1 pseudogene is annotated in these 320 nt (G+C 63.1%); it reads left to right on the top strand.

What is annotated here, in order from left to right:
* Positions 1-320, top strand: a pseudogene (locus tag SB725_RS30540) (hypothetical protein); the annotation flags it as partial.

A 320-nucleotide genomic window follows, 5' to 3' on the forward strand; every position in this document is an offset into this window, starting at 1 on the left:
CGCAACCGACAATGGCAACTCGGACAGCATCGTAATTGGTGACAATGCGAACATTACGGGCAGTCCGCCTCCGGGGTCCGGCGGATATGCCGCAGTGGTCGGGACCAACGCAACGGCCACATACGACGGTACCGCGTTCGGCGCTTCCGCCAATGCAACGGGCGGCGGCGTAGCGCTGGGCTTCAACGCATCGGGCACTGGATCGTCTTCGATTGCGATTGGTGGATTTTCGAGCGCAAGCGGCCTGTTCGGCATCGCTGCTGGTTCCGGTGCCGTTGCATCAGGCGGTTACGCCTCAGTGTTCGGGGCGGCTGCTACGG

This window comes from Pseudomonas sp. SIMBA_041 (assembly GCF_046535095.1).
Classification (GTDB): domain Bacteria; phylum Pseudomonadota; class Gammaproteobacteria; order Pseudomonadales; family Pseudomonadaceae; genus Aquipseudomonas; species Aquipseudomonas mucoides.